The organism is Aureimonas jatrophae, assembly GCF_900104035.1.
In the GTDB taxonomy this organism is placed as follows: Bacteria; Pseudomonadota; Alphaproteobacteria; order Rhizobiales; family Rhizobiaceae; genus Aureimonas; species Aureimonas jatrophae.
Window position 1 is genome coordinate 24,313 of sequence record NZ_FNIT01000013.1, and the last position, 25,618, is coordinate 49,930.

Here is a 25,618-nt window from a genome sequence, read left to right on the forward strand (position 1 = left end):
CGGCCCGGCCGTTGATCGGTCCCGTCGAATCGATTCGGAATACGCATTATGCTGATACTTGACCGCCGCCGCTTCGCGACGCTTGCCGGCGGCTTCGCCCTCTTGGCTTCCCGCTCCGCGCGGGCCGACGATCGTCTCGATGACGTTATCCGCCGTGAGGAGTCGGCGATCGGTGCGCGGCTTGGCGTCGCAATCCATGATACGCATGACGACGTGTGGTGGCGGCATCGCGCCGACGAGCGCTTTCCGATGTGTTCGACGTTCAAGGTACTGGCCGGCGCTGCAACGCTTAAGCGCGTCGAGCGAGGCGAGGAAGATCTGACGCGTCGCATCTCGATCGCGCCGGACGACATCGTGACCTACTCACCTGTCACGGAAAAGCGCGTCGGCGAGAACACGATGATCATGGCCGAAGTGTTGCAGGCGGCCCTTACCATGAGCGACAATACCGCCGCCAACATCCTGATCGATACGCTCGGTGGCCCTCAGAGTGTGACCGCCTTCATCCGCGCCATTGGCGACAACACGACCCGGCTCGACCGCCGCGAGACGGAGCTCAATGAGGCGACGCCGGGTGATCCGCGCGACACGACGACGCCGGAAGCGATGACCCGATCGCTCGAAAGCCTGTTGTTGGGTAACGCGCTTCAACCGACGACCCGACTGATGCTCGAGGGGTGGATGGTTGCCAACACGACGGGAGGCGCCAAGCTTCGTGCGGGCTTGCCTGCGTCGTGGCGCGTCGGCGACCGCACAGGTGGCGGCGCGTATGGAACGATGGGCGACGTCGCCGTGATCTGGCCGATCGATCGCAAGCCAGTCGTAGCAAGCGTCTACATCACGGAAACGGAAGCGAGTTTCGATCGCCGCAATGAAGCCATCGCGGCGATCGGAAAAGCGCTGGCCGGTGAACTCGGCCGCTAGGAGCGCGTCCGGAAGATCGGTGTGATTGACACGGGCGTCATGTCCGCATGCGGCCTGGCAACGCCTTCCGGCGGTCCCGTCGCCGCCGGACATGACACGCCATCAAACGATGATCAGGCCGACGTCCAGGTTGTTGCGCGTCGCGTTGGAGTAGGGGCAGATCTCGTGCGCGGCGGCCACGAGCTTCTCGGCCTCCGCACGGTCGAGCCCCGGCAGGTCGATCGTCAGATCCGCGGTGATGCCGTAGCCACCCTCGGAACGGGGCCCGAAGCCGATTTCGGCCTGAACCGTCGTGCCGTCAGGCACCTTGACTCCAACCTTTGGCGAAATGCCACGCAGGGCGCCCAGGAAACACGCTGAGTAGCCAGCAGCGAACAGCTTCTCGGGGTTTGCACCCTCTCCCCCGGGACCGCCCATCTCCTTGGGAACGACGAGGTTCACGTCGACCGAGCCATCGTCCGAGCGAGCGTGGCCGTTTCGGCCACCGCCAGTCGCTTGGGCGGTGGTCTTGTAGATAACATTCACGGCCATCACAGCCTCCAGGATCGTGCTCGTCGCAGACAAGACAACTTTTGATGCTAAGATAATTTTTGTCGCGATAAAGATATAGGACGGACGGACGGTCTTGTCTAGGGTCGTCTCCGAAATCGTATCCGCCCAGCTTCGTTCTCCATGTGTTCACGATACGTACTGTTTTCGATTGACGGTTCGCTCGATTTCGAACAAAAAGGGAACACAGAAGGAGGGCATCATGGTTGTCATGCGCGAACTGGCTTCGTTGAGTGCGGTCACATTGTTCGTCGCAGCGGCGGCCATGTTGGCACACCTGATGTGATCGCATGCGAATGAACGGTGGATGACGGGTTGGCTCCCCCGGAAGCACCAAATCTCAGGATGGACTCCTGGTCGTGGATTGGAACACTGCGGAATCTTCCGCCGATGGGTTGGACTTCGATTCGCCGACAGGCGACGACGAGGCGAACCTGCGGCTTCATCCCGGCATCGATGATGCGTGGGACGAAAGCGAGGATTTCGTCTTGGTCGACGCTCCAGCGGGTCCTGCCCCGGATCTCAAGTTCATCCATCTGCGCGTCCACAGCGCCTACTCGCTTCTCGAAGGCGCGCTCCGCGTCGAGCAGATCGTCAAGTTCGCAAAAAGCGAGGGCGTGCCGGCTATCGGCATAGCGGATACGAACAATCTCTTCGGAGCGCTGGAGTTCTCCGAAAAGGCCGCCAAGACCGGCGTTCAGCCGATCATCGGATGTCAGCTGGAAGTCGACTTTCGCGATGTGGAGGTCAATCCGCGCGACCGTTCGGGTTTTGGGCCGGCCGCGCCTCTGGTCTTCATCGCGGCGACCGACAAGGGCTACGAGAACCTCGTAGAGCTTGTGTCGCTGTCTTACCTTGCGCATGACGGCAACCAGCGGCCGCATATTCTGGCCGATTGGCTGGAGGGACGCACGGACGGTGTGATCCTTCTGACGGGCGGTCCCCTCGGGCCGATTGGAACCGCAATCGCCGTCGGTCAGGGCTCGCTGGCCAAATCGCGTCTCGAGCGCCTCAAGGCCCTGTTCGGTGATCGCTGCTACGTCGAGTTGCAGCGCCACGAGAACCGGGGCCGTCGCACGGAATTCGAAACGCTGGCGCTCGCCTACGAGCTGGAGCTGCCGCTCGTTGCGACGAACGAGCCGTTCTTCTTTTGCGACGAGGACTTCGATGCGCACGACGCGCTGATCGCCGTCGCTTCGAACCGTCTTGTCAGCCACGAGGATCGCCGGCGCCTTACGCGCGACCACTGCCTCAAGTCGCAGGACGCGATGGCGGAACTTTTCGCCGATCTGCCCGAAGCTCTGGAGAACACGATCGAGATCGCACGGCGATGCTCGACGCGCGTGCGCACGCGCAAGCCGATTCTTCCGCGCTTCGCCGGTGCCGATGCCGTGGCGGAGGAAGCCGAGCGAGCGGAAGCCGGCGAGCTGCGCCGACAGGCGGAGGAGGGGCTCGAGCGGCGTCTGGCCGCGCATGGTCCCGCGCCGGGCCAGACGGTCGAGATCTATCGCGAACGGCTGGAGTTCGAGCTTTCCGTCATCGAGCGGATGAAGTTCCCCGGCTACTTCCTGATCGTGTCGGACTTCATCAAGTGGGCGAAGGCCAATGGAATCCCCGTCGGGCCCGGCCGCGGGTCTGGCGCTGGATCGCTCGTCGCCTACTCGTTGACCGTCACCGACCTCGATCCCCTGCGCTTCGCCCTTCTGTTCGAGCGCTTCCTCAACCCCGACCGCGTGTCGATGCCGGACTTCGACATCGACTTCTGTCAGGACCGGCGCGAGGAGGTGATCCGTTACGTCCAGCAGAAGTACGGACGCGAGCAGGTCGCGCAGATCATCACCTTCGGGTCGATGCAGGCGCGCGCCGTTCTGCGCGACGTCGGCCGCGTTCTCGAAATGAGCTACGGCCATGTCGACAAGCTTTGCAAGATGGTGCCGGCCAACCCAGCCAATCCTGTAACACTGGCGCAGGCGCTCGAGGGTGAGCCGCGGCTACAGGAAGCGCGCGAGAAGGAAGAGGTCGTGGATCGCCTCCTCACGATCTCGCTCAAGCTCGAGGGTCTCTACCGCCACGCCTCGACGCATGCCGCCGGCATCGTGATCGGCGACCGGCCGCTGTCGCGCCTCGTCCCAATGTATCGCGATCCGCGCTCCGACATGCCGGTCACCCAGTTCAACATGAAGTGGGTCGAGCAGGCGGGACTGGTGAAGTTCGACTTCCTCGGGCTGAAGACGCTGACAACGCTGAAGACCGCCGTCGATCTGATCGCGCGTCGCGGCATCAGTATCGACCTCGGGGCCCTGCCGCTCGACGACAGGCCGACCTACGATCTTCTGACACGCGGCGAGACCGTTGGCGTGTTCCAGGTGGAGTCGGTCGGCATGCGCAAGGCGCTGATCGGCATGCGTCCGGATTGCTTCGAGGACATCATCGCCCTCGTCGCCCTCTATCGCCCCGGCCCGATGGAGAACATCCCGGTCTACAACGCGCGTAAGCACGGCGAGGAAGAGGTCGAGATCATCCACGACAAGATCGAGCCCATCCTGCGCGAGACGCAGGGCGTGATCGTCTATCAGGAGCAGGTGATGCAGATCGCCCAGGTCCTGTCGGGCTACACGCTGGGTGAGGCCGATCTTCTGCGCCGTGCGATGGGCAAGAAGATCCGTGCCGAGATGGACGTCCAGCGCGTCCGCTTCGTGGAAGGCTGCGAGCGCGGCGGTATCAAGAAGGCGCAAGCCAACACGATCTTCGACCTTCTGGCGAAGTTCGCGGACTACGGCTTCAACAAGAGCCATGCGGCCGCCTACGCGCTCGTTTCCTACCAGACCGCCTATCTGAAGGCGAACTATCCGGTCGAGTTCCTGGCGGGGTCGATGACCCTCGATATGGGCAACACCGACAAGCTGAACGACTTCCGCCTCGACGCCCGGCGCCTCGGCATCGAGGTCGTGCCGCCCTCGGTTAATGTCTCGCATCGCGCCTTCGAGGTTGAGGACGGCAAGATTCTCTACGCGCTGGCGGCGATCAAGGGCGTCGGCCAGCAGGCCGTAGACCACATCGTCGAGCAGCGCGTTTCGGGAGGTCTCTTCAAGAGCCTCGAGGATTTCTGCGCCCGCATTGATCCGAAGATCGTGAACAAGCGGACGCTGGAACACTTGATCTCCGCAGGCGCGCTCGATGGTTTCGGCCATGACCGCGCACGACTCGTCGGGAACCTCGATAAGCTGGCTGCCTACGCGGCACTTGCCGCAGGGGGGCGCACCTCGGGACAACACGACATGTTCGGCGGGGGCTCCGAACCCGAGCCCTTGCGTTTGGCCGTCGTGGACGGATGGACCACGGCTGATAAGCTGCTGCGAGAATTCCAGGCGATCGGCTTCTATCTCTCCGCCCATCCCCTCGACGAATATGCGGCGACGCTCAAGCGCATGAAGGTCCAGTCCTACGCGGACGTCGTGGCGGGCGTGCGCAAGGGACAGTCAGCCGGGCGTCTGGCCGGCACCGTCACCTCGCGGCAGGAACGTAAGACACGAACCGGCGGAAAGATCGGCATCGTGCAACTGTCCGACCCCACGGGACAGTACGAAGTCGTTCTCTTTACCGAGACCCTGGTCGCCTTCCGTGACATGCTGGAACCTGGCGCGTCGGTGATCGTGACGGTGGCTGCCGAAGATCGTCCGGAAGGCATCTCTCTTCGGGCCGCTTCCGTTCAGTCGCTGGAAAGCGAGGCCGAACGCATGCAGCGCGGACTGCGCATCTTTCTTCGCGATGCCAAGCCCTTCGAGCGGGTGCGAACGCAGTTGCGCGACGGCGGAGAAAGCGAAGTCTCTCTGATCCTGCTGCGCGACGAGGGCGAAGTGGAGATCGCGCTGCCGGGCAAGTTCCGCGTTTCCCCGCAGATGGCGAGTGCGATCCGGGCGGCGCCGGGTGTTGTCGATGTCGAGCTCGTTTAGCGATTGAGGTCACGCCAAGAGACGCGACGATGGGGAGCCGGACGGCGGTCGGCTTCCCATACGGTCTGTTCTCGAACGTCGATGCCGATCGTGGCGGGGAGGGCGATCCGCGCACCATTGTGGAAGCGCTATCTTCCCACCGTCGTACGTGCGGTCAAACGTCCGCCGTGCGTGTCTCCCTCAGGGTGATGATGTCCCTCAGAATGCGTTCGGCCTCGACCCAGTCCGAGGCCTCGGATGTGTTCGTTGGCAACGGCGGAAGGTGTGGTCGAAAGTTCTGATCGGCCATGAGGTGGAGAAGGTGCACGTCCGGAACCGACCGTCGTACGCCATCCAGATTGGATGGGAGATCGTCCACGAACGCGATCGGTCCGCTCCATCGCTGTCTCATCTCCGCAATCAGGGCGCCTTTGGAACGGAGCGTCGCGATCATCGGGCGGTCCGCAAGACCCTCTCGGTCCAGCAACCGACGTCGTGGCTCGTAGTGCTGCGGCGGCATCGCCGTCAGGAAGACCACGTCGCAGATCGTGCTTAACCGGTGAATGGCATCGCGGGCGCCGGCCACCAGCGTTTGGCGCCGTTCCTGTTCGCGGAAGAGCTGCTCGGTCGAGCGATCGAGCTCATGGCCGGTAAGGGCCGCACCCGTCGACTGCGAACGCACATTGCCAGTCATCTTGAAGCTGTCGAAGTGAAGGCGGGCGCCGAAACTCGCGAGCAGTTCCTGGAAGGGCGCGATGAAATGCAGGACCACCTCATCCACGTCGAGAACGACGAGCGCGTCACGGGCCTGGGGAAGCTCCGCTATCGCGGGACCTGCCGTCGTATCCGAAGACGCGTTCAAGATCCGTCTCCCATGGCGAGCGTCGTTCCGAGCTGTTGGCGTGCTTCGGTAATGCGAACCGCGGGCTGGCCGGATTCATCCGCAAAGGTGACGACAAGCCGCTCGTCGGACAGGATGAAGTCGAGCACGCTAGCCAGAAACGCCGGTTCTCCAGCCGCGGTCCGCAGATTCTCGAGCTCCAGTCCGGTCAGGCGTAGGAATCGGTTGAAGATCACCGGATCGCCGGCGACGAAGGACAAGGCCTCGATCGCCAGCTCCGCCGCACTCCCGTTTGCTTCGTCCTCCATGCGGCCGTTTTTCGTGTTCATGGACGAGCCCGCTCCCGATCGTGTCAATTCCCAATTTCTTAAATCAAATCGGCTTAAGTCTGGAGGGCAGGTGCCGGAAATCCGGCCGACGTGGCGTCTGGCAATGAGGTATCGCGTATGACCAAGACCGTCATGATCGTCGAAGACAACGAGCTCAACATGAAGCTCTTCCGGGATCTGATCGAAGCGCATGGTTACCGGACGGTTCAAACGCGCAGCGGCCTCACCGCCGTCGAGTTGGCGCGCGAGAGCCGTCCGAACCTGATCCTGATGGACATCCAGCTCCCTGAGATCTCGGGCCTGGAGGTCACGCGCCGCCTGAAGGACGATCCCGAACTCAAACCCATTCCCGTGATCGCGGTCACGGCCTTCGCCATGAAGGGCGACGAGGAGCGCATTCGGCAGGGCGGATGCGAGGCCTATATCTCGAAGCCGATCTCGGTCGTACGCTTCATCGAGACCATCAAATCCTTTCTCGGGGATCGCTGAGTCGCCATGACTGCCAAGGTACTCGTCGTCGACGACGTGCAGATCAATCTGCGCCTCATGGAAATCCGTCTCCAGGAGGAATACTACGAGGTCCGGACCGCCAGCAGCGGAAGCGAGGCCATTGAGATCTGCCAGGCCGAGGCGATCGACATCGTTCTCCTGGACGTCATGATGCCGGAGATCGATGGATACGAGACCTGTCGCCGGCTGAAATCCGACCCCGCGACACAGCATATCCCGGTTGTTCTCGTGACGGCTCTCGATGGAGCCGCCGATCGGGTAACCGGGCTGGAAGCCGGCGCCGACGACTTCCTGGTCAAGCCGGTCCGCGATCTGCCGTTGTTCTCGCGCATTCGCTCGCTGACGCGGCTGAAGATGCTGACCGATGAACTGCGCGTACGCGCGCAGACGACGTTGGCGATCCTGAGCGAGGACGGCTTCGTCTCGGACGTCGTCGGCACGGACGGGGCCGTCGTTCTGATCGAGGAGAACCCGCTGGAAAGCGACAGGCTCTCGCGCATGCTCCGCGGGGAACAGCGTGTCACGACGGTCAAGTCGCTCGAGGAGCTCGCGGCAATGTTGGCGTCGCAGTCGCAGCCCGATCTTGTGATCGCCGATCTGGCGAGCCGGCGACACGATGCGCTGCGCCTGTGCTCTCGTCTGCGGTCCGACGAGGCGACACGGCAACTGCCGATCCTGGTGATCGCACCGACCGATGAGGAAAAGCGGGTCGCGCGAGCGCTCGAGCTGGGCGTCAACGATTATCTCGTGCGCCCGATCGATCGGAACGAGTTGCTCGCCCGCGTCCGCACGCAGATCAAGCGTCGTCGCTACAGCGAAAATCTTCGCCGCAGCCTGCAGGAAACGATCGAGCTCGCGACGATTGATCCGCTGACCGGTCTCCATAATCGCCGGTTCCTGGAGGGGCATCTTCCCAAGGCCGTCGAGCGCTCGGCTCAAGACGGCAGGGCGCTGTCGCTCCTCGTCGTCGACATCGACCACTTCAAGCATATCAACGACCGTTTCGGCCACGATGTCGGAGACGAGGTCCTGCGCGAGTTCGCCGGGCGGTTGCGCGAGAGCCTGCGAGCGAGCGATCTGGCATGCCGGCTTGGTGGCGAGGAGTTCGTTCTCGTTCTACCGGATACGGATCCTGCGTCCGCCAACGTGATCGCCGAGCGATTGCGTCTTCTCGTTTCGACGACACCGATTGCCGTAGCCGGGGGGATCCGTCTGACGATCAGTGCCGGCTGCGCGACCCTCGGTCCGTACGATACAGACGCAACGCTTCTGAAGAGGGCCGACATGGCGGTGTATTCCGCCAAGCACAACGGTCGTAATCGCGTCGTCACCTTGGCGGCGTAGCTTTTGGCGCTTGGGGTTAACCAAGCGTGAACCCGCATGTTATAAAAGATCGCGAACCGGTTGATTGCGAATCGATTCTCGGCAAGTCTTTCGGCGTGAGGGATTGCGACGGCAGGATCTAGGTCTGTCGTCCCGAGGTCCCCATGGAGTGCTCAGGTCCGCCGCATCTCCTGGGTCCCGTGGGGCGGTCGGCCGGCATGCGGTCATACGCGGTGTCCTCGTACCGCGACCGTAGCGCCGGCCGGCCACATCTCACGCCGCAGACGCTTCGCTCATAGACCTCAAGAAACGAAAACGCCGCCCGGTGGGCGGCGCATTGTCGGGCCGAAGGGCTCCGGACTTACTTGATTTTGGTTTCCTTGAACTCAACGTGCTTGCGCGCGATCGGGTCGTACTTCGTCTTGGTCATCTTGTCCGTCATCGTACGGCTGTTCTTTGTCGTCACGTAGAAGAAGCCGGTGTCGGCGGTCGAGAGGAGCTTGATCTTGATCGTGGTCGCCTTGGCCATCGGTCGTGCTCGTATCTAGATTTCGTCGGGCGTCACCGCTGCAAGAGCGGGCACCACCGGCGAATGGGTTTCAAAGGGGACGGGCATCGAACCGGCGAGCGGACCAAAGGCCCCGAGCGGCCCGGTTTTGCCGGTCCGTTCATGGCGCGGACACTACTCACAGCGCATGCGAAGTCAAGAGGTTCGCCGTCAGGCCGAGTCCATCAATGATCGTGGGACGGCTCACTTCCGCCAAAACCGTGCATCCGCAGAGCCCATTGCAGACCGATCGTTCCGCCCTTGAGCGGTCTGAGGAGAGCGAGCGAGAGAAGAAGGGTCGCTGGTACCCAGATCGCCAGATGGGCCCAGAGTGGAAGTGATGTCACCTCCTCGACACCCATGAAGAGCGCCACGACAAGGTGCCCGACGATGAAGACAGTTAGATAAGGGGGAAGGTCGTCGGCTCGGTGATGCTGCATGACCTCACCACACACCGCGCAGCTATCGACGCTCCGCAGAAATCCGGCGAACAGTTTGCCTTCGCCACATTTCGGGCAGCGCATCAGCAGGCCCCGTCCGATGGACCGCCAGAGGGGGCGGATCGCGATGTCCCGCAGACTCGTCTCGTCGGAGGCTTCGAATGCGAGGCCTTTGGGTTGCATCGTCATCGTCTCTTCCTGACCCGTCCGGCCACGTTCTTCGGCGGTCCGCGACGATGTCCACGGCGCAGGTTGCTTTTGTGGAACGACGCGTTGCCGCCGGGTAGCTTGCGTGGTTCAGTCAGCATCTCGAAGCGCATCGAGCCCGCCAAGGGTTGCGCTTCTACGAGCCGCACACGAACCGTATCGCCCAAACGGAAGCCGAGACCCGAGCGTTCCCCGACCAATGCGTGGCCGGCTTCGTCGAAGCGAAAGTAGTCCGACCCAAGCGTCGAGACCGGAACGAATCCGTCGGCGCCGAAGGCCGGCAGCTGGACGAACAGTCCGGATTTCGTGACACCTTGGATCTTGCCGTCGAACTCCGCTCCGATCTGATCCGCCAGGTGATGGGCGATCAGGCGGTCGACCGTGTCGCGCTCTGCCGCCATGGCGCGCCGTTCGGCTCGGCTGATCTCCTCGGCGGTCTCGTCGAGCACCGCTTCTTCCTCGCGCGTCAGTCCGCCGGGACCGAGTTCGAGAGCCAGAACCAGCGCCCGATGTACGACCAGGTCCGCATAGCGACGGATCGGCGAGGTGAAGTGGGCGTAACGCTGCAGGTTCAGCCCGAAATGCCCGATATTGTCGGGTGAATAAACCGCCTGACTCTGCGAGCGGAGAACCACTTCGTTGACGAGGCTCTCGTGCTCTGTTCCCTTCACGGTGTGCAGAAGGCCGTTGAAATGGCTGGGCTTGAGCGCGCCGCTCTTGGCAAGGGGCAGTTCCAGCGTACGCAGGAAATCGCGAAGTGCCTCGAGCCGAGCGAGTGACGGGGCGTCATGGGCGCGATAGATCAGCGCTTGCCGATGCCGCTCCAGCTCCTCGGCTGCCGCAACGTTGGCCTGGATCATGAACTCTTCGATCAGGCGATGAGCATCCAGACGGTCGGGAACGACGACCCGGTCGACCCGTCCCGCCTCGTTCAGGATGATCTTGCGCTCAGGCAGGTCGAGATCGAGTGGCTGCCGACGCTCCCGGGCGGCGGAGAGCTTGGCATACGCCGACCATAAAGGACGAAGCACCGTCTCGATGAGACTCGGATCGACTTCGTTCGGAAGCCCGTCGATAGCGGCCTGTGCCTGCTCGTAGGCGAGCTTGGCATGGCTGCGCATCATGATGCGATGGAAGGAATGACGGCGCTTGTCGCCCCTGACATCGAAGACGAGGCGGACGGCCAGCGCGGGACGGTCCACCTCGGGCCGAAGCGAGCAAAGATCGTTGGAGATCCTCTCGGGCAGCATGGGGACGACGCGGTCCGGAAAATACACCGAGTTTCCGCGCAGCTTCGCCTCGCGGTCCAGCGCCGTGCCCGGTCTGACGTACCAGGATACATCGGCGATCGCGACGGTCGCGACGATGCCGCCCGGATTGGCCGGATCGTCGTCGAGCCGCGCGTGAACGGCATCGTCGTGATCCTTCGCATCGCGCGGATCGATCGTGACGAGTGAGAGATCCCGCCAGTCCTCCCGGTCGTCCATCGTCGCCGCGCCGGCGGCTTCGGCTTCCGTCAGAACCGATTTCGGAAATACATGGGGGATGGAATGGGCGTGCAGAGCGATCGTGGTGATCGCCCGCTCGGTTCGCATGGAACCGATGACGGCGACAACCGAGCCCGTGGGCAGGCCGGCCCGAAAGCGGGTGCTCGGTTCGATCTCGACGAGATCGCCATCCTGGGCGTCCATCGTGTCGCCTGGCCCGACCGCGTATTCCAGCTGTCGTCGCTCGACGGGGTCGACCCGGCCGCCTCCGCCCGGCTGGTTGCGGAAGACGCCGATCACCCGCGCGCGCTGACGCTCGAGCACCCGGATCACGGTTGCAACCGGACCCACTTCCGCCTCGTAGTCGAGCTTCGCTAGAACGCGCTCGCCCACGCCTGCCGTTCGACCGGTCTCCTGTCGCACCCTGAAGCGCGGGCGTTCGACGATCTCGCTCTCCCATGCGACCGGATCGGCAAGAAGACCGCCCTCGTCGTCGCGTGCACGGATCTCGAGGACCGCGACACTCGGCAGGAGGTCGGGCTGCGAATAGCGCTTACGGCCTCCAGCCAGAACACCCTCCGCCTGGAGTTCCGCGAGAATATCCTTGAGGAGCAGTCGGGCGTCGCCCTTTACACCGAACGCCTTGGCCAGGTCACGCTTGGTCGCCCGGTCCGGGTGATCGGCAATGAAACGAAGGACCGCTTCGCGGCTGAGCGTATCGACGCCGTCACGGGTTGTCCCTCGTTTCGACATGGCTACGATGCCTTTGCCTTGGCGCGGGGACCTTTGACCAGTTCGGTCTTGGGAGCCGCGCGGGGAGGCGGTGCCGCCTCTGCCTTTGGTGTCTTGGCCGTCGCCCGCTTGGCGGGCGGCTTCTTGTCCGGCGCCGCCGTCTTCGACGCAGATGCCTTCTTGGCAGGCTTCTTCGGTGCCTTGCCGGTCTTCTCCGCACGCTCGTTCAGAAGCTGGATCGCCTCCTCCAGGGTCACGGAGGTCGGGTCCTTGGATTTGGGGAGCGTTGCGTTGACCTTGCCGGCATTGACGTAGGGACCGAAACGCCCTTCGCGAACGGTGATCGGTCCGCCGATATCGGGATGATCGCCGAGCGTCGCGATGGCAGCCGGCGTCGATCGCGAGCGCCCGCCGCGCTCCTTCTTCTCGGCGATCACCGTGACCGCGCGGTTGAGACCGATTGTTAGAACGTCTTCGATCGTTTCCAGATTGGCGTAGGCTCCGTCGTGCTGGAGGAACGGTCCGTAGCGCCCCAAGCCGGCCAGGATCGGCTTGCCGGACTCGGGGTGGATGCCGACTTCGCGCGGGAGCGACAGAAGCTGCACCGCCTTCTCCAGATCGATATCCGCGACGAGCCAGCCCTTGGGCAACGAGGAACGCTTGGCCTCCTTGCCCTCGCCACGCTGTACGTAGGGACCGAAGCGACCCGCACGCAGCGTGACGCTCTCGCCGGTCGCCTCGTCGACGCCGAGTTCGCGCGGTTCGTTGAGACCGCCGTCGCCCTCCGTTCCTTCGGCCTGGAGATTGGTGCCGAGCTGCCGCGTGTAGCCGCACTCGGGGTAGTTCGAACACCCAACGAAGGCGCCGAACTTGCCGAGCTTGAGGCTCAGGCGTCCCTGGTTGCAACGCGGACAGACGCGAGGATCCGATCCGTCGCCACGGTCCGGGAAGGCGAGGGGAGCCAGTTCCTCGTTCAACGCGTCGAGTACGTCGGTGACGCGCAGCTCCTTCGTTGAGTCGATCTGAGCCGAGAAGTCGCGCCAGAAGTCGCGCAGAACGTCCTTCCAGGCGAGCTCGCCGGCCGAGATGCCGTCGAGCTTGCCTTCGAGATCTGCCGTGAAATCGTACTCGACGTAGCGTTCGAAGAAGTTGTGGAGGAACGCCGTCACCAGCCGACCCTTGGAGTCGGGCAGGAGCTTACGGTTCTCCTGCACGATGTACTGCCGATCCTGAAGCGTCTGCACCGTCGCCGTATAGGTAGACGGACGTCCGATACCGAGCTCCTCCATCTTCTTGATCAGCGAGGCTTCCGAGTAGCGCGGCGGCGGCTCGGTGAAATGCTGGGTCGTCGTGACAGCCTTGCGATCCAAGCGTTCGTCGCGCCGGATTTCGGGCAGACGCGCCGAGTCTTCGTCTTCCTCCGCCTGATCGGCCTGCGTCTTGGAGTCGTCGCGATGATCCTGATACGCCGCGATGAAACCGTCGAAGCGCACGACAGAACCCGTCGCGCGCAGCTGAGCGGTCCGCCCTGCGTTCTCGGCGCGGATCTCCGCGGTTGTCCGCTCGAACTCGGCGGACGCCATCTGGCTCGCGATCGCGCGCTTCCAGATCAGATCGTAGAGCCGAGCCTGATCGCGATCGAGGAAGCGCTCCATGTCTTTCGGATGCCGATCGAAGCTCGTCGGTCGAATCGCTTCGTGCGCTTCCTGGGCGTTCTTCGCCTTCGTGGAATAGAAGCGCGCCTTTTCAGGGACATAACGCGCGCCAAAGGTGCCGCCGATGGTCACGCGGGCGGCGTCGATCGCCTCACCGGCCATCTGGACGCCGTCGGTTCGCATATAGGTGATGAGACCGACCGTCTCGCCGCCGACATCCATGCCTTCGTAGAGGCGCTGCGCGATCTGCATCGTCCGCGCCGCACCGAAGCCGAGCTTCGCCGAGGCCGCTTGCTGAAGCGTCGAGGTCGTGAAAGGCGGGCTCGGATTGCGCTTGGCAGGCTTGGCCTCGACGCTTTGGACCGTGAAGGCGGCACCGTTCAGCATGTCGCGCATGGCAAAGGCACGCGCCTCGTTGCCGATCGACAGGCGCTGGAGCTTCTCGCCGTCGAACGCCGTCAGGCGTGCGTCGAACTGGTCGCCTCGTGGCGTCGCCAGACGCGCGACGATTTGCCAGTACTCGTCCGTCTGGAAGCGCTCGATCTCCGCCTCGCGGTCGCAGACGAGACGCAAGGCGACCGATTGCACGCGCCCCGCCGAACGAGCGCCCGGCAGCTTGCGCCAGAGGACCGGCGAGAGGTTGAAGCCGACGAGGTAGTCGAGCGCACGACGGGCGAGGTAGGCGTCAACGAGCGGTGCGTCGATCTCGCGCGGATTGGCGATCGCCTCGAGGATCGCCTTCTTGGTGATGGCGTTGAAGGCCACACGGCGGACCGGCTTGTCCTTGATCACCTTCTTCTGGCGCAACACGTCCAGAACGTGCCAGGAAATTGCCTCGCCCTCGCGATCGGGGTCGGTCGCGAGGATCAGCGCATCGGCGCTCTTCATGGCTTGCGCGATCTCGGACAAGCGTTTCGACGAGGGACCGTCCACCGCCCAGTCCATCGCGAAGTCGTCGTCGGGACGCACGGAGCCGTCCTTGGCCGGCAGGTCGCGCACGTGACCGAAGGAGGCCAGCACCTTGTAGTTGCTGCCGAGATACTTGTTGATCGTCTTCGCTTTGGCAGGCGACTCGACGATGACGAGTTCCATGTGAGCCTGGATCCTGGGAGAAGGGGATCGTGGGGGCGGTCCCCTCGAATGTCGTTCGTTCACATGGACAGTGGCGGGACGCCGGTCAACCCCGAGCGGAATGGCCGGTGCTCAACGAGAGAGCGAGACGTTGCCGCCGGGATGCCGTTCCAGGCGACCTGCCAGTTCCAGTTCGATGAGAACGAGCTGAAGCGTCGCGGTGTCGACCTCCGCATGCGCGAGAATGTCGTCGGGCGCGGCAGGTGCGACGCCAAGCGCCTGCACGATCCGGTCCCGGTCCGACTGCGGGGCGTCGAACACAGGCGATGCCGCCGGCTCCGGTTCGGCCATCCGCAGCGGCGTGCGCATCAACGGCGCCAACTCGTCGAGAAGGTCCTGGGGCTCCAAGGCGAAACTCGCGCCATCCTTCAAAAGCGCGTTGGTACCTGCGGCTCGCGGTTCGAGCGGGGAACCTGGCACCGCGAAAACGAGACGCCCCATCTCGCCGGCGAGCCGCGCGGAGATCAACGACCCCGATCGTTTCGCCGCTTCGACCACGAGCACGGCGAGCGACAAGCCGACGACAATACGATTGCGCCGGGGGAAGTCGACGGCGCGCGGCTCCCACCCGAAGGGCATCTCTGTCACGAGGCAACCGCCATGGTCGACGACGGCCCGCATGAGCGGCCGATTCTCGTCGGGGTAGGGTTTGTCCAAGCCGCCAGCAAAGACACCCACCGTTCCCGTATCGAGGCTGGCGCGATGGGCGGACGTATCGATCCCTCGCGCCAAGCCGGAAACGATCGTGCAACCGGACGCGCCGAGGGACGCCGCAAAGGTTTCGGCCAGGCGTGCACCCGCGGCCGACGATTTGCGCGATCCGACGATTGCGACCGGTGTGCGAGCGGTGATCGCAGGCTCACCCATCACCGCCAGAAGGGGCGGCGCCGCATCGGCGGCGCGCAACGTTTGGGGGTAGAGCGGATCGTCGAGGTCCAGAAACCAGGCGCCCATTCGCTCGGCGACACGAAGCTCCGCTTCCGCAGCGTCGGATGGATAGGGAACGATCGGTCGTCTCGCACCGCCCCGCATCGCCAGATCCGGTAACGCCTGCAACGCGGCGCTCGGATCCCCGAAGCGGGAAACCAGATGCCGGAACGTGATCGGCCCGACGTTTTCCGAGCGGATCAGGCGGATCCAGTCCAGCAGCACTTTATTGCCAAGCCGCGATCGCCCTGGGCTCAACCCTTGGCTCCGATCCGTCCTTCGGTACCGGCCCGCAGTCGCCGAATGTTGGGCGCATGCTTCCAGTACACGAGGATCGTGAGGAGGGCCGAGAGTTCTGCTGCCCGGAGATCGCCCATCATGAGATAGCCGAAGGGGACGACGACGGTCGCAAGAAGCGCGGCCAGCGACGAATAGCGCCAGATCTTCGCCGCGCCGAGCCACACCAGGGCAAAGACGAGGACACCCCACGGCGCGAAGCCTAAGAGAACGCCGATATAGGTCGCAACCCCTTTGCCGCCGCGAAAACCCAACCACACAGGGAACAGGTGACCGAGGAACGCGCCCAGCCCCGCCGCGGCGGCGGCAAGCGCGCCGAACCGCCAGAAGAGGACCACCGGGACCGTGGCCTTCAGAAGATCGCCGAGAAGCGTCAGGGCCGCGACCTTCTTGTTGCCCGTACGCAGAACGTTGGTCGCCCCGATATTACCCGAGCCAATCGAACGCAGGTCGCCGAGGCCGAAGAGCTTTGTCAGGATCAAACCGAAGGCGATCGTACCGCAGAGGTAGCCGACACCGAGCGCGAGAAGAACCGTACCGACCGGCGTGCCAGTCCAGTCGAACTGCATCATGCCATGACGCTCCGCGTATCGCGATCGAACACGGTCTGGCCAGCCACGATGGTCCGGACGACCTCACCCTGGAAGCGAGCATTCTCGAAGGCCGTGTTCTTCGAGCGCGACGCGATGCGATCCTTCGTGAAGACGAAGGGTGCGTCGAGGTCGACCAGCGTCAGATCGGCGGGCCGGCCGGGCTGGAGCGTGCCGCGGTCGAGCCGCAACAGATCGGCCGGCGCCGAGGTCACCGACTCCACCAGCCGCAGGAGCGGTACACGTTCCGTGTGATACAGGCGCAGGAGCGCTGGCAGAAGCGTCTCGAGGCCGATCGCACCGCTCTCCGCCTCGCTGAACGGACGGCGCTTTCCGTCCGCATCCTGGGGATCGTGCGAGGAGCAGACGATATCGATCGTGCCATCCGCCAACGCTTCGATCATGGCCTGCCGGTCATCCTCGCTGCGCAACGGTGGCGATAGGCGGAAGAAGGTTCGATACTCGCCGATATCGTTCTCGTTCAGCGAGAGATGCGCGGCGGACACGCCGGCTGTCGCTCGAACGCGGTCGCGCTTGGCCCGGCGCATCACATCGGCCGCCAGCGCCGTCGAGATCTGCGCCGCATGGTAACGCGCTCCCGTCAGCGCCGCGAGACGCAGGTCCCGCTCGAGCGGAATCACCTCCGCCTCGCGTGGTACCGCAGGCAATCCCAGCCACGAGGCGAGGAGACCTTCCGTGACCACGCCGGACCCTGCCAAATCCAGATCCTGCGTCTCATGCATGACGAGCGCATCGAAATCGGCCGCATACGTCATGATGCGACGGATCAGGCCGCTGTTGCCGAGCGTGTGCCGTCCATCCGTGAAGGCTCGGACGCCGGCTTGGGAGAGAAGACCGATCTCCGTCATCTCCGCGCCACGCAGTCCGCGCGTCAACGCGGCGGCAGGGAAGACATTCACCGCCGCTGTCTCGCGCGCCGTGCGCACGACGAACTCGGCAAGGGCGACGTCATCGATGACGGGATCGGTATCCGGCATCACGAGGATCGAGGTGACACCGCCCGCGGCGGCAGCTTGTCCTGCCGAGCGGAGCGTCTCCCGATGCTCGCCACCCGGCTCGCCTACGAAGACGCGCGCATCCACCAGCCCAGGAAGGCAGGCGAGCCCCGAGCCGTCGATCGTCTCGGCGCCATCCAGGGAAGAGGCGTCGCCGGCGCATGCATCGAGAATCTGGCCGTCGCGCACAAGGACCGTACCCACGACGTCGAGCCGGCGCGAGGGGTCGAGGATGCGGACGTTCCGGATGGCGAGCGGACGGATCGAACTCACCGGCCCGGTCCCGCAGCGTTCGTGTCCATCATCCATTCCATCACGGCCATACGGACGGCGACGCCCATCTCGACCTGCTCCTCAATGACGCTTTGCGGCCCATCCGCAATCTCGGAAGCGATCTCGACGCCACGGTTCATCGGGCCCGGGTGCATAACCAGCGCGTCGGTCTTCGCCCGCGCCAGCTTCTGCGCGTCCAGGCCGAAGAAGCGGAAATATTCACGCACCGACGGGACGAAGGAGCCCTGCATCCGCTCGCGTTGCAGCCGCAGCATCATCACGACGTCAGCTCCCGACAGGCCGTCTTCCATGTGCCGGAACACCCGAACGCCCATGTTCTCGATGCCGGATGGCAGGAGCGTCGAGGGTGCGACGACGCGCACTTCGGCACCGAGTGCATTCAGGAGCAGGATGTTGGATCTTGCGACGCGGCTGTGCAGCACATCTCCGCAGATCGTCACGACGAGGCGGGCAACGCGCCCCTTGCGCCGCCGGATCGTCAGCGCGTCGAGCAGCGCCTGCGTGGGATGCTCGTGAGCACCGTCGCCGGCATTGACGACGGAGCAGGCGACCTTCTGCGCCAGAAGCGCGACGGCTCCAGCCGCATGGTGACGCACGACGAGGATGTCGGGGCGCATCGCGTTCAGCGTCATAGCCGTATCGATTAGCGTCTCGCCCTTCTTCACGGACGAGTTGGCGACCGACATGTTCATGACGTCGGCGCCGAGCCGCTTGCCGGCAAGTTCGAACGACGCCTGCGTTCGCGTCGAGGCCTCGAAAAAGAGGTTGATCTGGGTTCGACCGCGAAGTGCCGTCTTCTTCTTGTCGAGACCCAGACTGACCGATACGGCCGCGTCGGCACGATCCATCAGCTCGTGAATATCGGGGAGCGACAGGCCGGCGATGCCGAGCAGGTGTCGGCGCGGGGCGGTTCCGGGGCGTGCGGGGTCAGTCATCCTGAAGCCGGGCTATAGGCGATGCCTCCTGCATCTACAAGGCGACAGTCACGGCGCACGCCGCCCGTTAACCCTAACGATTGGTATCGTTTGCTTACAGGGAGCGCTTTCGTGAGGTTGGCATTAACGACTTGTTAACGCTGCCAGGAGAGGTTTTGTGATTCGCCTTCCCAGCTCCTTCGCGCTGGCCGCTTGGTCCGGCTTTCACGCCGTCACGGCCTTGACCCAGATCGCAGCGTCGTCAGGACGCGAGATGCTCTATGGTGTGCCGCTCGATCCGCCCGCTGCAACCGGACCCGAGCAAGGTCTGCTCATCACGCTGTCGATGGTCGCCGCTACGATCCCGGCGGCCGCTCTCGTCTTCATTCACTCCAAACGCGAGGAGACGGTGCGTCGCGGCGAGGGGCTCGCCTATGTCGGCCTTGGCCTGTCGTTCGCATTTGTCATGGCGGCGCTTCTGTTCGGAGCGCCATTCAGCAGCATCGTCTCGCGGCCCGATCTGGCCTTCTGGTCGCTTGGTCTCACCGCACTCGCCCTGGCGTTCGACGGGTGCATGTTCGGCATCGACGAGCCTGAAGACGAGATGGAGCTGCGCAAGGCGCTCGTCGCGATCAACGCTTCGATCCCGCGGCAACCTCGCGGTGACGACCTGTCGAGATCCACGGATGAGGTGCGTTGATGCGCTGGTTCCTGCTGATGTGGTTCGCGCCGATGTCGTTCCTGGCGCTCTGGCTCGGGCTGGCTTCCAACGACATCAACTTCGGGATGCTGTTCTTCTCGCGAGCGCTCTACGACCACGTGTTCGGCCTCTACGCCGCCGCGCTTGGCGTAGCGCCTGAGACGTTGCCGCCCCTTGTCGTGCGAGCCCTGGTTCTCGACTCGCTGATCGTGCTGTCGATCTTCGCGTTCCGACGTCGGCGAGCGATAGCGGCTTGGTTCGTCGCGCAGCGTCAGCGCGGATCCGGTCCGGCCAAGACGGCCAGCCTGTCGAGCGCGCCCTGAAGAATGAAGCTGGCCGCAGCGGAGTCGATCCGCTCGGCGCGACGGCGGCGGGACATATCCATCTCGATCATGCCGCGCTCGGCGGCAACCGTGGACAGGCGCTCATCCCATAGGACGATCGGTCGTGGATCGAGGCGGCCGTAGTTTCGGGCGAACGCTCGACTCGACTGCGCGCGAGGTCCCTCCGAGCCGTCCATGTTCAGCGGCAGGCCAAGAACCAACGCGCCGGCACGCGCCTGGTCGAGCACGTCCCGAAGCGTTTCGGCGTCCTGCGTGAACTTCCGACGGGCAATGGTCTGTCGCGGCGTGGCGAAGCTCAATCCCAGATCCGACACCGCTACGCCGATCGTCTTGGTCCCCAGGTCCAGACCCGCGAGGGTCGTGTGCGCGGGCAGGCACGCGAGCAACTCGCTGATATCGATGATTCCCAAAGCCGCCTCGTCTTGATCGGTAGCCCGTGATCCTAGCTTACCCGGTCGCAGGCTGCGACAGGGCGGTCTGCCCTCACGCTTGGAGACGGATCCGTCCATGAAGATGATCTACTTCGGCCATTCGGCCTTTCGAATCGAAAGCGGCTCGGCCGTCATCCTGATCGATCCGTTTCTGACCGGTAATCCCCACTTCGAGGGCGATGTCGCGGACGCGACGCAGGGGGCGACCCACGTCGTCCTGACGCACGGACACTTCGACCACGTCGGAGACACGGTCGACATCGCCAAGCGTACGGGTGCCAGCGTCGTCGGGACGTTCGAGCTCGTGCAGTGGTTGTCCAAGAAGGGCGTCGAGAAGATCGAGCCGGCCAATACGGGTGGAACGGTCAAGTTCGACGACTTCTCCGTCACGTTGACCCAGGCGTTTCACTCCTCGGGTTCGGTCGAAGAGAACGGTACGGTCACCTATCTGGGCATGCCCAACGGCGTCGTCCTGCATTTTGCCGAGGGCGGAAGCGTCTATCATATGGGCGATACCGACATCTTCGGCGACATGGCGATCATCGAGGAGCTTCATCATCCCAAGATCGGCCTCGTCCCCGTAGGCGACCGCCTCACCATGGGCGCAGCGGTCGCCGCGCTCGCCTGCCGTCGCTACTTCAACTTCGAGACGATCATCCCGCTCCACTACGGTACGCTTCCGATCCTCGATCCCAATCCGGACAAGTTCAAGGATGCCATGGAGGACGAGGCCAACCGCATCCTCATCCCCGAGGTCGGGAAACCGTTCGACATCTGACGGCCTCGAAGCGAGGGGCCGGTCGCCGCCCACGGCGTTGCGCGGGTCCGGACCCCTCGGTATAGCGTCGGCCATCATCGCCGACGCCGAAGGAACCGCATGTCCGTCGATCCAGCCACAGTCCGCCGCGTCGCACGTCTGGCCCGTATCGCGGTGTCGGATGAGGATGTCGTGACGATGCAAGCCGAACTCAATGCCATTTTGGGCTTCGTCGAGCAGCTCGGCGAGGTCGATGTGTCGGGCGTCGAGCCGATGACGTCCGTCATTCCGATGGAGATGAAAAAGCGGCAGGACGTCGTCACCGACGGCCACAAGGCCGATGATATCGTCGCCAATGCCCCGGAGACCGAGGACCATTTCTTCCTGGTTCCCAAGGTCGTCGAATAACATGGCGGACGCAGTCTCGATCAGCGCGGAGACGCCGTTACAGGACGACGTGCGCGACATGGTGACGGCGCTCAACGACACGATGCGTCCCTTGTCGCCGCCCGAGTTTCAGTTTCAGCTGACTGTCGAGCAGATGGCCGAGCCGAGCGTCACCGTGTTCGTGATGCGCGATCAAGCGGGCGCCCCTCTCGGCATGGCATCCCTCAAGATTCACGACGACGAATTGGGCGAGGTGAAACGGATGTTCACCTATCCAGCGCTTCGGGGACAACGGATCGGCACGCAACTGCTTCGGCGAGTGGAAACCTTGGCGCGCGAGCGAGGTGTGCGACGTCTCGTGCTCGAGACGGGAGAGGCCCCCGGTTTTGAAGCCGCATGGCGTCTCTACGAGCGCTGCGGCTTCCATGTCTGCGGCGCCGTTCTCGATTATCCTGATTCCGGCTTCTCGCGCTTCTATGAAAAGACACTGACGCCATGACCGATCTGACCGCACTGACGATTGCCGACGCCCGGGACAAGCTTAAGGCGAAGGAGTTCACCGCGCGGGAGCTGACCGACGGCTACCTCTCGGCGATCGACGCCGCGAACGAGACCTTCAACGCCTACGTCGCCGTGACCGGCGACAAGGCCAGAGAGATGGCAACGGCGTCGGACGCCAGGTTGGCTGCTGGACAGGCCGGTCCGCTGGAAGGCATCCCGCTCGGCATCAAGGATCTTTTCGCGACTGAAGGCGTCCACACGCAGGCCTGCTCGCACATTCTCGACAAGTTCGAGCCCCGCTACGAGTCGACGGTGACCGCCAATCTTTGGGCCGACGGCGCGGTGATGCTCGGCAAGCTCAACATGGACGAGTTCGCCATGGGCTCGTCCAACGAGACGAGCTTCTACGGCCCGGTCGTGAACCCGTGGCGCCGGACGAACTCCAACATGAAGCTCGTGCCGGGCGGATCGTCGGGCGGCTCGGCCGCGGCGGTGGCCGCACGCCTGTGTGCCGGCGCGACCGCAACCGATACGGGCGGCTCGATTCGTCAGCCGGCGGCCTTCACCGGCACGGTCGGCATCAAGCCCACCTACGGCCGTTGTTCGCGCTGGGGCACGGTGGCTTTCGCATCGTCGCTCGATCAAGCCGGGCCGATCGCGCGCGACGTTCGCGACGCCGCGATCCTTCTGAAGTCCATGGCATCGATGGACGCCAAGGATACGACTTCGGTCGACCGGCCCGTTCCGGACTACGAGGCCGCCATCGGACGGTCCGTGAAGGGCCTTCGCATCGGCATCCCGCGCGAATATCGCGTCGAGGGAATGGCTCCCGAAATCGAGACCTTCTGGCAGCGCGGCATCGCCATGCTGCGCGACGCCGGCGCTGAAATCGTCGACGTCTCGCTGCCCCACACGAAGTATGCTCTGCCGGCCTACTATATCGTTGCTCCCGCCGAAGCGTCGTCTAACCTCGCTCGCTACGATGGTGTGCGTTATGGCCTGCGCGTCGAGGGGCGTAACGTCGAGCAGATGTACGAGAACACGCGCGCGAGCGGCTTCGGCCGCGAGGTGAAGCGGCGCATCATGATCGGCACCTACGTGCTGTCGGCGGGCTACTACGACGCTTACTATCTGCAGGCGCAGAAGGTGCGCACGCTGATCAAGCGGGATTTCGAGACGGCGTTCGCCGATGGGGTCGATGCGTTCCTAACGCCCGCGACGCCGTCTGCTGCCTTCGGTATCGGGGATGAGGATCTGGCCGCCGATCCGGTGGCGATGTACCTGAACGACATCTTCACCGTCACCGTGAACATGGCGGGTCTGCCGGGTATCGCCGTGCCGGCCGGCTTGTCGGTCGAGGGAACGCCATTGGGTCTGCAACTGATCGGCCGACCCTTCGATGAGGAAACGTTGTTCTCGACCGCAAGCGTCATCGAACAGGCGGCCGGCCGCTTCGAGCCGGAGCGTTGGTGGTGAGCGCTGCGCAGCAAGCCCTAAATCTCATTGCAGCTGGTGACTGGGACGGCGCTCATGCGCTCGTTCAGGACGACACGTCCGCCGACGCCGCATGGGTCCATGCACTGCTTCATCGCATCGAGGGTGACGAGAGTAACGCCGCCTACTGGTATCGTCGTGCCGGGCGTCCCGTTGGAGCTGGAGATACGGATGCGGAGCGCCGGGCCATCGCAGCGGCGCTCGGCGAGACCCACTGACGACGCAGACGTGGCTGATGGCACGCCCTTGAACGCCGTCAGTCTTTGATCTAGCCCTCGTCCCAACCCTTGGAACGCCGGACCACTCATGCCGCTCGTCGATACCCGTACGCCCGACCCGAAGAAGCTCATCCCCGGCGCGACAGGCGACTGGGAGATTGTGATCGGCATGGAGGTCCACGCCCAGGTCCTATCGGAAGCCAAGCTCTTCTCCGGCGCTTCCACACGCTTCGGCTCGGAGCCGAACGACAATGTCAGCCTGGTCGATGCCGCCATGCCGGGCATGCTGCCTGTGATCAACGAAGAGTGCGTGCGGCAGGCCGTCCGAACGGGTCTCGGGCTGAAGGCGCAGATCAATAAGCGTTCTGTCTTCGACCGGAAGAATTACTTCTATCCGGACCTGCCGCAGGGATATCAGATCTCCCAGTTCGCCCATCCCATCGTGGGCGAGGGGACCGTTATCGTCTCGGTCGGACCGGATCAGAAAGGTGGCTTCGAGGACATCGAGGTCGGTATCGAGCGTCTGCATCTCGAACAGGACGCCGGCAAGTCCATGCACGACCAGCATGCGACGATGAGCTTTGTCGATCTGAACCGATCCGGCGTCGCGCTGATGGAGATCGTTTCGAAACCCGACATGCGTTCGGCCGACGAGGCCCGCGCCTATCTCACCAAGTTGCGCACGATCCTGCGCTATCTCGGCACCTGCGACGGCAATATGGACGAAGGATCCATGCGGGCCGACGTGAACGTGTCGGTGCGCCGGCCGGGCGGCGACTTCGGCACGCGATGCGAGATCAAGAACGTCAACTCGATCCGTTTCGTCGGACAGGCCATCGAGTCGGAGGCTCGCCGGCAGATCGCCATCCTCGAGGACGGCGGCGCGATCGATCAGGAAACCCGTTTGTTTGATCCGGCCAAGGGTGAAACGCGAGCGATGCGGTCCAAGGAGGATGCGCACGACTATCGCTATTTCCCGGACCCCGATCTCCTGCCGCTCGAGTTCGACGACGCGTTCGTCGCTGAACTCTCGGCGGACCTGCCCGAACTGCCGGACGACAAGCGGCAAAGGCTGATCGCGTCCGGCCTGTCGCCCTACGACGCGTCGATCCTCGTTTCGGAAAAGGCGATCGCGGATTTCTTCGAGGGGGTCGCCGCCGGTCGCGATGCCAAGCAGGCGGCCAACTGGGTCATCAATGACCTTCTGGGCGCACTCAACAAGTCCAGCAAGGGTATCGAAGAAACACCGATCTCAGGTGCCCAGCTCGGTACGCTTCTCGACCTCGTGCGTGAGGAAACGATCTCCGGCAAGATCGCCAAGGACGTCTTCGAGATCCTCTGGACCGAGGGTGGCGATGCACGTCAGATCGTTGAGAGTCGTGGTCTGCGCCAGGTCACGGACACGGGTGCCATCGAGAAGGCGGTCGATGAAGTGATCGCCGCCAACCCCGATAAGGTGGCCCAGGCCCAAGCCAAGCCGACGCTCGCAGGATGGTTCGTCGGACAGGTCATGAAGGCGACCGGCGGCAAGGCCAATCCGCAGAGTGTCAACGAGCTGGTGAAGAGCAAGCTGAACCTGCCGTGACACCCGTCTTCTTGCGTACGGCGGGTAAAGGCGATCTTGCGAAGGTCAGCGACCTCCTTGCCCGCACGTGGCACGCCACCTACGACGCGATCTACGGCGCCGACCGCGTCGCCGAGATCACGCGCTCGTGGCACTCCCCCACGCGATTGGCGGCTCACCTCACACGTCCCTCGAGCGAGTTTGTTGTCGCGGATGACGGCAAGCAACTTCTTGGAATGGCCTATGCCGCGACCGCGGCGTCCGACGGTAAGCTGATATCGCTGCATCAACTCTACGTCCTGCCGGACGCCGAGGGGCGGGGCATCGGGCAGGAACTCCTTCGCGAGGTCCAGAACGCCTTTCCCGATGCCGAGCGTGTTCGACTGGAGATCGAACTCGCGAACGCCCGTGCCCTCCGCTTCTTTGAGCGGAACGGTTTCGCGGTGACCGGTCCCGCAGCTTCCGCGGCCGAGACCGCCGGCATCGATCTGGTCGTCATGGAGAAGCGGCTGTAGAACCGCCGCACCCGCATGCCATGGACATTTGCCGGACACGGCCCGATAAAGCGCCCACGAGA

General features: G+C 64.1%; 25 protein-coding genes. 13 read left to right on the plus strand and 12 right to left on the minus strand.

The window, feature by feature from the left end; genetic code table 11:
• Positions 1-48 precede the first annotated feature (48 nt).
• Positions 49-924, plus strand: a complete 876-nt coding sequence (gene bla, locus BLQ76_RS19200; RefSeq protein WP_090676661.1) for a class A beta-lactamase — start codon at positions 49-51, stop codon at positions 922-924.
• A 102-nt stretch (positions 925-1,026) separates the two neighbouring features.
• Here the strand turns inward: bla and BLQ76_RS19205 are convergent, their stop codons facing one another.
• The gene (locus tag BLQ76_RS19205) at positions 1,027-1,455 is read right to left on the minus strand and encodes an organic hydroperoxide resistance protein (RefSeq protein WP_090676663.1); all 429 of its coding nucleotides are present in this window, start codon (positions 1,453-1,455) and stop codon (positions 1,027-1,029) included.
• A 506-nt stretch (positions 1,456-1,961) separates the two neighbouring features.
• Between BLQ76_RS19205 and dnaE the strand changes: the two genes are divergently transcribed.
• Positions 1,962-5,426: a DNA polymerase III subunit alpha gene (gene dnaE / locus BLQ76_RS19210; RefSeq protein ID WP_170842677.1), complete on the plus strand. Its 3,465-nt coding sequence runs from the start codon at positions 1,962-1,964 to the stop codon at positions 5,424-5,426.
• Between the two features lie 154 nt (positions 5,427-5,580).
• On the opposite strand, the gene BLQ76_RS19215 is transcribed toward dnaE, so the two are convergent.
• Both BLQ76_RS19215 and BLQ76_RS22275 read right to left on the minus strand, forming a co-directional pair.
• Entirely contained in the window at positions 5,581-6,267 is a 687-nt protein-coding gene (locus tag BLQ76_RS19215) for a hypothetical protein (protein ID WP_090676665.1), read from the minus strand.
• Positions 6,264-6,575, minus strand: a complete 312-nt coding sequence (locus BLQ76_RS22275) for a DUF3572 domain-containing protein (RefSeq protein WP_170842678.1) — start codon at positions 6,573-6,575, stop codon at positions 6,264-6,266. The genes BLQ76_RS19215 and BLQ76_RS22275 overlap by 4 nt, the downstream gene beginning before the upstream one ends.
• 117 nt (positions 6,576-6,692) lie before the next feature.
• On the opposite strand from BLQ76_RS22275, the gene BLQ76_RS19225 reads away from it, so the two are divergent.
• Together BLQ76_RS19225 and BLQ76_RS19230 are read left to right on the plus strand one after the other, a co-directional pair.
• Complete coding sequence (locus tag BLQ76_RS19225) at positions 6,693-7,064, plus strand: response regulator (RefSeq protein WP_090676666.1); 372 nt, start codon at positions 6,693-6,695, stop codon at positions 7,062-7,064.
• A gap of 6 nt (positions 7,065-7,070) precedes the next feature.
• Positions 7,071-8,429, plus strand: a complete 1,359-nt coding sequence (locus BLQ76_RS19230; protein ID WP_090676668.1) for a PleD family two-component system response regulator — start codon at positions 7,071-7,073, stop codon at positions 8,427-8,429.
• Positions 8,430-8,769: 340 nt separating this feature from the next.
• Here the strand turns inward: BLQ76_RS19230 and rpmG are convergent, their stop codons facing one another.
• From rpmG to BLQ76_RS19270, 8 genes are all read right to left on the minus strand, one after another.
• Complete coding sequence (gene rpmG / locus BLQ76_RS19235; protein WP_015915679.1) at positions 8,770-8,937, minus strand: 50S ribosomal protein L33; 168 nt, start codon at positions 8,935-8,937, stop codon at positions 8,770-8,772.
• Between the two features lie 203 nt (positions 8,938-9,140).
• Positions 9,141-9,578: a DUF983 domain-containing protein gene (locus tag BLQ76_RS19240; RefSeq protein ID WP_090676763.1), complete on the minus strand. Its 438-nt coding sequence runs from the start codon at positions 9,576-9,578 to the stop codon at positions 9,141-9,143.
• A gap of 2 nt (positions 9,579-9,580) precedes the next feature.
• Entirely contained in the window at positions 9,581-11,842 is a 2,262-nt protein-coding gene (rnr, locus tag BLQ76_RS19245) for a ribonuclease R (RefSeq protein WP_090676669.1), read from the minus strand.
• Positions 11,843-11,844: 2 nt separating this feature from the next.
• Entirely contained in the window at positions 11,845-14,568 is a 2,724-nt protein-coding gene (gene topA / locus BLQ76_RS19250) for a type I DNA topoisomerase (RefSeq protein WP_090676671.1), read from the minus strand.
• Between the two features lie 111 nt (positions 14,569-14,679).
• On the minus strand, positions 14,680-15,792 hold the full coding sequence (dprA, locus tag BLQ76_RS19255; protein ID WP_090676672.1) for a DNA-processing protein DprA: 1,113 nt from the start codon (positions 15,790-15,792) through the stop codon (positions 14,680-14,682).
• Entirely contained in the window at positions 15,789-16,403 is a 615-nt protein-coding gene (gene plsY, locus BLQ76_RS19260; RefSeq protein ID WP_090676674.1) for a glycerol-3-phosphate 1-O-acyltransferase PlsY, read from the minus strand. Before plsY ends, dprA begins: the two co-directional genes overlap by 4 nt.
• On the minus strand, positions 16,400-17,701 hold the full coding sequence (locus BLQ76_RS19265; RefSeq protein WP_244519738.1) for a dihydroorotase: 1,302 nt from the start codon (positions 17,699-17,701) through the stop codon (positions 16,400-16,402). Before BLQ76_RS19265 ends, plsY begins: the two co-directional genes overlap by 4 nt.
• Before the next feature lie 5 nt (positions 17,702-17,706).
• A complete protein-coding gene (locus BLQ76_RS19270) occupies positions 17,707-18,666 on the minus strand; it encodes an aspartate carbamoyltransferase catalytic subunit (RefSeq protein WP_090676676.1) in 960 nt (319 codons plus the stop codon).
• Between the two features lie 157 nt (positions 18,667-18,823).
• On the opposite strand from BLQ76_RS19270, the gene BLQ76_RS19275 reads away from it, so the two are divergent.
• On the plus strand, positions 18,824-19,345 hold the full coding sequence (locus BLQ76_RS19275) for a hypothetical protein (protein ID WP_090676678.1): 522 nt from the start codon (positions 18,824-18,826) through the stop codon (positions 19,343-19,345).
• On the plus strand, positions 19,345-19,668 hold the full coding sequence (locus BLQ76_RS19280) for a DUF6105 family protein (protein ID WP_090676679.1): 324 nt from the start codon (positions 19,345-19,347) through the stop codon (positions 19,666-19,668). Before BLQ76_RS19275 ends, BLQ76_RS19280 begins: the two co-directional genes overlap by 1 nt.
• On the opposite strand, the gene ruvX is transcribed toward BLQ76_RS19280, so the two are convergent.
• Complete coding sequence (ruvX, locus tag BLQ76_RS19285) at positions 19,617-20,099, minus strand: Holliday junction resolvase RuvX (protein ID WP_244519739.1); 483 nt, start codon at positions 20,097-20,099, stop codon at positions 19,617-19,619. The genes BLQ76_RS19280 and ruvX overlap by 52 nt on opposite strands.
• 97 nt (positions 20,100-20,196) lie before the next feature.
• Between ruvX and BLQ76_RS19290 the strand changes: the two genes are divergently transcribed.
• From BLQ76_RS19290 to BLQ76_RS19320, 7 genes are all read left to right on the plus strand, one after another.
• A complete protein-coding gene (locus BLQ76_RS19290; RefSeq protein WP_090676682.1) occupies positions 20,197-20,898 on the plus strand; it encodes a metal-dependent hydrolase in 702 nt (233 codons plus the stop codon).
• Between the two features lie 99 nt (positions 20,899-20,997).
• Positions 20,998-21,285, plus strand: coding sequence for an Asp-tRNA(Asn)/Glu-tRNA(Gln) amidotransferase subunit GatC (gene gatC, locus BLQ76_RS19295; protein ID WP_090676684.1), 288 nt, complete (start codon positions 20,998-21,000; stop codon positions 21,283-21,285).
• 1 nt (position 21,286) lies between these two features.
• Positions 21,287-21,763, plus strand: coding sequence for a GNAT family N-acetyltransferase (locus tag BLQ76_RS19300; RefSeq protein ID WP_090676685.1), 477 nt, complete (start codon positions 21,287-21,289; stop codon positions 21,761-21,763).
• Complete coding sequence (gene gatA, locus BLQ76_RS19305) at positions 21,760-23,241, plus strand: Asp-tRNA(Asn)/Glu-tRNA(Gln) amidotransferase subunit GatA (protein WP_090676687.1); 1,482 nt, start codon at positions 21,760-21,762, stop codon at positions 23,239-23,241. Before BLQ76_RS19300 ends, gatA begins: the two co-directional genes overlap by 4 nt.
• Positions 23,238-23,477, plus strand: a complete 240-nt coding sequence (locus tag BLQ76_RS19310; RefSeq protein ID WP_210184195.1) for a hypothetical protein — start codon at positions 23,238-23,240, stop codon at positions 23,475-23,477. The genes gatA and BLQ76_RS19310 overlap by 4 nt, the downstream gene beginning before the upstream one ends.
• Before the next feature lie 88 nt (positions 23,478-23,565).
• Positions 23,566-25,062, plus strand: coding sequence for an Asp-tRNA(Asn)/Glu-tRNA(Gln) amidotransferase subunit GatB (gene gatB / locus BLQ76_RS19315; protein ID WP_090676692.1), 1,497 nt, complete (start codon positions 23,566-23,568; stop codon positions 25,060-25,062).
• The gene (locus BLQ76_RS19320) at positions 25,059-25,556 is read left to right on the plus strand and encodes a GNAT family N-acetyltransferase (RefSeq protein ID WP_244519733.1); all 498 of its coding nucleotides are present in this window, start codon (positions 25,059-25,061) and stop codon (positions 25,554-25,556) included. Before gatB ends, BLQ76_RS19320 begins: the two co-directional genes overlap by 4 nt.
• Positions 25,557-25,618: the final 62 nt, after the last annotated feature.

Excerpts from the sequence above, each read along its gene's own strand:
- bla (WP_090676661.1), top strand. The coding sequence starts at position 49 with ATGCTGATACTTGACCGCCGCCGCTTCGCGACGCTTGCCGGCGGCTTC.
- BLQ76_RS19205 (WP_090676663.1), bottom strand. The coding sequence starts at position 1,455 with ATGGCCGTGAATGTTATCTACAAGACCACCGCCCAAGCGACTGGCGGT.
- BLQ76_RS22275 (WP_170842678.1), bottom strand. The coding sequence starts at position 6,575 with ATGAACACGAAAAACGGCCGCATGGAGGACGAAGCAAACGGGAGTGCG.
- BLQ76_RS19225 (WP_090676666.1), top strand. The coding sequence starts at position 6,693 with ATGACCAAGACCGTCATGATCGTCGAAGACAACGAGCTCAACATGAAG.
- BLQ76_RS19230 (WP_090676668.1), top strand. The coding sequence starts at position 7,071 with ATGACTGCCAAGGTACTCGTCGTCGACGACGTGCAGATCAATCTGCGC.
- rpmG (WP_015915679.1), bottom strand. The coding sequence starts at position 8,937 with ATGGCCAAGGCGACCACGATCAAGATCAAGCTCCTCTCGACCGCCGAC.
- BLQ76_RS19240 (WP_090676763.1), bottom strand. The coding sequence starts at position 9,578 with ATGCAACCCAAAGGCCTCGCATTCGAAGCCTCCGACGAGACGAGTCTG.
- rnr (WP_090676669.1), bottom strand. The coding sequence starts at position 11,842 with ATGTCGAAACGAGGGACAACCCGTGACGGCGTCGATACGCTCAGCCGC.
- topA (WP_090676671.1), bottom strand. The coding sequence starts at position 14,568 with ATGGAACTCGTCATCGTCGAGTCGCCTGCCAAAGCGAAGACGATCAAC.
- plsY (WP_090676674.1), bottom strand. The coding sequence starts at position 16,403 with ATGATGCAGTTCGACTGGACTGGCACGCCGGTCGGTACGGTTCTTCTC.
- BLQ76_RS19270 (WP_090676676.1), bottom strand. The coding sequence starts at position 18,666 with ATGACTGACCCCGCACGCCCCGGAACCGCCCCGCGCCGACACCTGCTC.
- BLQ76_RS19280 (WP_090676679.1), top strand. The coding sequence starts at position 19,345 with ATGCGCTGGTTCCTGCTGATGTGGTTCGCGCCGATGTCGTTCCTGGCG.
- BLQ76_RS19290 (WP_090676682.1), top strand. The coding sequence starts at position 20,197 with ATGAAGATGATCTACTTCGGCCATTCGGCCTTTCGAATCGAAAGCGGC.
- gatC (WP_090676684.1), top strand. The coding sequence starts at position 20,998 with ATGTCCGTCGATCCAGCCACAGTCCGCCGCGTCGCACGTCTGGCCCGT.
- BLQ76_RS19300 (WP_090676685.1), top strand. The coding sequence starts at position 21,287 with ATGGCGGACGCAGTCTCGATCAGCGCGGAGACGCCGTTACAGGACGAC.
- gatA (WP_090676687.1), top strand. The coding sequence starts at position 21,760 with ATGACCGATCTGACCGCACTGACGATTGCCGACGCCCGGGACAAGCTT.
- gatB (WP_090676692.1), top strand. The coding sequence starts at position 23,566 with ATGCCGCTCGTCGATACCCGTACGCCCGACCCGAAGAAGCTCATCCCC.